Genomic DNA, 426 nt, shown 5'->3' on the forward strand with positions numbered 1-426 from the left:
GTATTCGGTGCGTTTGAAAATTCCACCTCCCGTATTGCTCCATTCAAAAATTAATACCTTACTCAAGCGCTGGTAGTAGATTCTTTGGGTTGAACGGTTGAGGCAGAAACTTGATAAGCCTTTTATAAAGTAAATTCGATAGATCAGAAAAGGGGTGAATATGAAAGGTGCTGTTAAAAATAATAACAGCAATATAGTGTCTTCGGTATATAGGTCTGGGATGCTTGGGAGGAGGTAGGGGTAAAAACCAATCAGTAGTATGATCGTCATTGCACAGTATAATTTCCCCATAAATACGGAATCTGTTACCCATGGATTTCGCAGGCATAAGGTGTTTTTTGATACTTTTACCAGCTGCCCGCCAATGGCAGGATCATGCCCGGACCCTGACGTTGAATTGAATATCCAGATGGTTGCCATGATCAG

At 41.3% G+C, this 426-nt stretch carries 1 pseudogene; it reads right to left on the reverse strand.

Going from position 1 to position 426, the window contains the following annotated elements:
* Nucleotides 1–420: pseudogene (locus M2S36_RS24970) on the reverse strand (hypothetical protein); the annotation flags it as partial.
* Nucleotides 421–426: the final 6 nt, after the last annotated feature.

Origin of the sequence: Pseudomonas sp. SF2, assembly GCF_036858055.1 — a bacterium.
GTDB lineage: Bacteria > Pseudomonadota > Gammaproteobacteria > Pseudomonadales > Pseudomonadaceae > Aquipseudomonas.